5 protein-coding genes are annotated in these 5209 nt (G+C 34.7%); all 5 read left to right on the top strand.

Going from position 1 to position 5209, the window contains the following annotated elements:
* Window positions 1-373 precede the first annotated feature (373 nt).
* Entirely contained in the window at window positions 374-1471 is a 1098-nt protein-coding gene (locus IDG60_RS05570) for an ABC transporter ATP-binding protein (protein WP_000818915.1), read from the top strand.
* A 12-nt stretch (window positions 1472-1483) separates the two neighbouring features.
* Window positions 1484-2755 (top strand): maltodextrin ABC transporter substrate-binding protein, encoded by a 1272-nt coding sequence (locus tag IDG60_RS05565; protein ID WP_000034961.1) that lies wholly within the window; start codon window positions 1484-1486, stop codon window positions 2753-2755.
* 2 nt (window positions 2756-2757) lie between these two features.
* The gene (locus IDG60_RS05560; protein WP_000166892.1) at window positions 2758-4026 is read left to right on the top strand and encodes a sugar ABC transporter permease; all 1269 of its coding nucleotides are present in this window, start codon (window positions 2758-2760) and stop codon (window positions 4024-4026) included.
* Between the two features lies 1 nt (window position 4027).
* Window positions 4028-4867, top strand: a complete 840-nt coding sequence (locus IDG60_RS05555) for a sugar ABC transporter permease (protein WP_000162661.1) — start codon at window positions 4028-4030, stop codon at window positions 4865-4867.
* A gap of 73 nt (window positions 4868-4940) precedes the next feature.
* On the top strand, window positions 4941-5209 hold a 269-nt coding region (locus tag IDG60_RS05550; RefSeq protein WP_206160549.1), incomplete at its 3' end, for a Gfo/Idh/MocA family protein.

The following is a 5209-nucleotide window of genomic DNA, read 5'->3' as shown; positions in this document are numbered from 1 at the left end:
GTGCCCGCAGTCTAAAAAATTAAGCAATCATTGTGTGAGTATGATACTTACATAATGGTTGCTTTTTTCAATGAAAATCGTAATGCTAAGTCATACTTGTTTGATTTAGATATTACTTAAAATGTAAGACAAGGTTGTTAGCATTGGCAGTGAAATATCGCACATAAAAAAACATTATTGTCACACTAGAAAATAGTTGTGTACTATATCAATTTTCTGTATAAAAGTTTAATTCTGACAGTAATGTAAACGTTTACAATTTATGATTGACATTAATAATGACTGAATATATGATTTATGTAAGTATTTGTGCAAACGTTTTCACAAAGTGTATTGCACAATCAAACTGTAAACAAAGTATGGGAGGCATAACATGGCAGAACTAAAGTTAGAGCATATTAAAAAGACGTATGATAACAACAATACTGTAGTGAAAGATTTTAATCTACATATTACTGACAAAGAATTCATTGTATTTGTTGGACCATCGGGATGTGGTAAATCAACAACATTACGAATGGTTGCTGGACTAGAGTCTATCACATCTGGAGATTTTTATATTGATGGGGAACGCATGAACGATGTTGAACCAAAGAATAGAGATATTGCGATGGTATTTCAAAACTATGCATTATATCCACATATGACTGTATTTGAAAATATGGCATTTGGGCTAAAGCTACGTAAAGTAAATAAAAAAGAGATTGAACAAAAAGTCAATGAAGCAGCTGAAATATTAGGATTAACTGAGTATCTTGGTCGTAAACCAAAAGCGTTATCTGGTGGACAGCGTCAACGTGTTGCTTTGGGCAGAGCTATTGTTAGGGATGCGAAAGTCTTTTTAATGGATGAACCATTATCGAATCTTGATGCGAAGCTTCGAGTACAAATGCGCACAGAAATATTGAAATTACATAAGCGACTTAATACTACGACAATTTATGTTACACATGATCAAACTGAAGCATTGACGATGGCTAGTCGAATTGTTGTTTTGAAAGATGGCGACATTATGCAAGTCGGCACACCTAGAGAAATATATGATGCCCCTAATTGCATATTTGTGGCGCAATTTATCGGCTCACCAGCAATGAATATGTTGAATGCTACAGTTGAAATGGACGGATTGAAGGTAGGAACACATCATTTTAAATTACATAATAAAAAATTTGAAAAGTTAAAAGCTGCTGGCTACTTAGACAAGGAAATTATTTTAGGTATTCGAGCTGAAGACATTCATGAAGAACCAATATTTATTCAAACTTCTCCAGAGACACAATTTGAATCTGAAGTAGTTGTATCCGAGTTGTTAGGTTCAGAAATCATGGTACATAGTACATTCCAAGGAATGGAATTGATTTCTAAATTAGATTCAAGAACCCAAGTGATGACGAACGACAAGATTACACTAGCATTTGATATGAATAAGTGTCACTTTTTTGATGAAAAAACAGGAAATCGTATCGTCTAAGGGGGAGTATTCATGTCTAAAATTTTAAAATGTATCACGTTAGCCGTGGTAATGTTATTAATCGTAACTGCATGTGGCCCTAATCGTTCGAAAGAAGATATTGATAAAGCATTGAATAAAGATAATTCTAAAGACAAGCCTAACCAACTTACGATGTGGGTGGATGGCGACAAGCAAATGGCGTTTTATAAAAAAATTACGGATCAATATACTAAAAAAACTGGCATCAAAGTAAAGCTTGTAAATATTGGTCAAAATGATCAACTAGAAAATATTTCGCTAGACGCTCCTGCAGGAAAAGGTCCAGATATCTTTTTCTTAGCACATGATAATACTGGAAGTGCCTATCTACAAGGCTTAGCTGCTGAAATCAAATTATCAAAAGATGAGTTGAAAGGTTTCAATAAGCAAGCACTTAAAGCGATGAATTATGACAATAAGCAACTAGCATTGCCAGCTATCGTTGAAACAACCGCACTTTTTTATAATAAAAAATTAGTGAAAAATGCACCGCAAACGTTAGAAGAAGTTGAAGCTAATGCTGCCAAACTAACTGATAGTAAAAAGAAACAATACGGTATGTTATTTGATGCTAAAAATTTCTATTTTAATTATCCGTTTTTATTCGGCAATGATGATTATATTTTCAAGAAAAATGGCAGTGAATATGATATTCATCAGCTAGGACTAAATTCAAAACATGTCGTCAAAAATGCTGAACGATTACAAAAATGGTACGACAAAGGGTATCTTCCTAAGGCAGCAACACATGATGTCATGATTGGTCTTTTTAAAGAAGGAAAAGTAGGACAATTTGTCACTGGACCGTGGAACATTAATGAATATCAAGAAACGTTTGGTAAAGATTTAGGAGTAACAACATTACCTACAGATGGTGGCAAACCTATGAAACCATTTCTCGGTGTACGTGGTTGGTATTTATCTGAATATAGTAAACATAAGTATTGGGCTAAAGATTTAATGCTGTATATCACTAGTAAAGATACATTACAAAAATATACAGATGAAATGAGCGAAATTACTGGACGTGTTGACGTGAAATCATCTAATCCAAATTTAAAAGTGTTTGAAAAGCAAGCACGTCATGCTGAACCGATGCCTAATATTCCTGAAATGCGACAAGTTTGGGAACCGATGGGCAATGCAAGCATATTTATCTCAAATGGTAAGAATCCTAAACAAGCGTTAGATGAGGCGACGAATGATATAACGCAAAATATTAAGATTCTTCATCCATCACAAAATGATAAGAAAGGAGATTAGTTATGACGAAACGTAACCCTAAATTAGCGGCATTATTATCTGTTATACCTGGTTTGGGACAGTTTTATAATAAAAGACCCATTAAAGGGACGATATTTTTTATCTTTTTCATCAGTTTTATTTCTGTTTTTTATAGCTTTTTAAATATTGGTTTTTGGGGATTGTTCACATTAGGGACAGTACCTAAGTTAGACGATTCTCGTGTCTTACTTGCACAAGGTATTATTTCTATCTTACTCGTTGCTTTCGCAATCATGCTATATGTCATTAATATTTTAGATGCATATCGTAATGCTGAACGATTTAATCGCAATGAGGAAATAAAGGATCCGAAGGCGCGTATGGTGGCAACATGGGACAAGACGTTCCCATACTTACTAATCTCACCAGGTACATTCTTATTGATATTTGTAGTTGTATTTCCATTAATATTTATGTTTGGAGTAGCATTTACAAACTACAATTTATACAACGCGCCTCCGAGACACACATTAGAATGGGTTGGTTTAGATAACTTTAAAACGTTATTCACAATTGGCGTTTGGCGCAAAACATTTTTCAGTGTTATTACTTGGACATTAGTATGGACGCTTGTTGCAACGACACTTCAAATTGCATTAGGGCTGTTTTTGGCAATTATTGTAAATCACCCTGTCGTCAAAGGTAAGAAATTTATCCGTACTGTGTTAATCCTACCTTGGGCTGTACCATCATTTGTGACAATTTTAATATTTGTAGCGTTATTTAATGATGAATTTGGTGCGATAAATAATGATATTTTGCAACCTTTATTAGGTGTAGCACCAGCATGGTTAAGTGATCCGTTTTGGGCAAAAGTGGCATTAATCGGCATTCAAGTATGGCTTGGATTCCCATTTGTCTTTGCACTGTTCACTGGAGTACTGCAAAGTATTTCATCAGATTGGTACGAAGCAGCAGATATGGATGGTGCGTCTAGTTGGCAAAAGTTTAGAAACATCACATTCCCGCATGTCATTTACGCCACAGCGCCATTGTTAATTATGCAATATGCAGGTAATTTCAATAATTTTAATCTTATTTATCTATTTAATAAAGGCGGTCCACCAGTGTCAGGGCAGAATGCTGGTAGTACAGATATCTTGATATCTTGGGTGTATAATCTGACATTTGAGTTTAACAACTTCAACATGGGTGCAGTTGTGTCATTAATTATTGGATTTATTGTTGCTATTGTCGCATTTATTCAATTCAGACGTACAAGTACGTTTAAAGATGAGGGAGGTTTATAAGATGACAAAGAAGAAAAACATATTAAAAGCAATCGGTATTTACAGTTTTATAGCGATGATGTTTGTCATCATTTTATATCCACTACTGTGGACATTTGGCATTTCCCTTAATCCAGGTACGAACTTGTATGGTGCCAAAATGATACCAGACAATGCAACATTTAAAAATTATGCATTCTTACTATTCGATGACAGTAGTCAATACCTGACTTGGTATAAAAATACGCTTATCGTAGCATCTGCAAATGCACTGTTTAGTGTGATATTTGTCACGTTAACAGCATATGCTTTTTCTAGATATCGCTTTGTTGGTCGTAAATACGGGCTGATTACATTTTTGATTTTACAAATGTTCCCTGTATTAATGGCAATGGTCGCAATCTATATTTTGCTAAATACAATTGGTTTATTAGATTCTTTATTTGGACTAACACTGGTATATATTGGTGGATCAATACCGATGAATGCCTTTTTAGTGAAAGGTTACTTCGATACGATTCCAAAAGAACTTGATGAATCTGCCAAAATTGATGGTGCAGGGCATATGCGTATTTTCTTACAAATTATGCTTCCATTAGCTAAGCCGATTTTAGCAGTTGTTGCTTTGTTCAATTTTATGGGACCATTTATGGACTTTATATTACCTAAAATACTATTAAGAAGTCCTGAAAAATTCACATTAGCAGTTGGATTGTTCAACTTTATTAATGATAAGTATGCAAATAATTTCACAGTGTTTGCAGCAGGGGCAATTATGATTGCAGTACCTATAGCAATCGTATTCTTGTTCTTGCAACGCTATTTAGTATCAGGTTTAACAACAGGTGCGACAAAAGGTTAGTTTGAAATTAGGAGTGGGGCAGAATTGATAAAGAACCACTAATGACGATAAAGATTAAAAGGAGGACGTTATGATGACGATTAAAGTTGGAATCATTGGGTGTGGTGGTATTGCGAATGGCAAGCACATGCCAAGTTTACAAAAAGTTGAAAATGTTGAAATGATCGCATTTTGTGACGTAGACATTTCGAAAGCAGCGAGTGCGGCAGAAGCATACGGAACTGACAATGCAAAGGTTTATGATGATTACAAAGCATTGTTAAAAGATGACACGATTGATGTTATCCATGTTTGTACGCCAAATGACTCGCATTGTGAAATTACTGTAGCAGGGTTGCATGC

The organism is Staphylococcus sp. EG-SA-2 (assembly GCF_017152085.1).
Note: the sequence above shows the minus strand (reverse complement) of the source record. Positions and strands in the feature narration are given on the sequence as shown.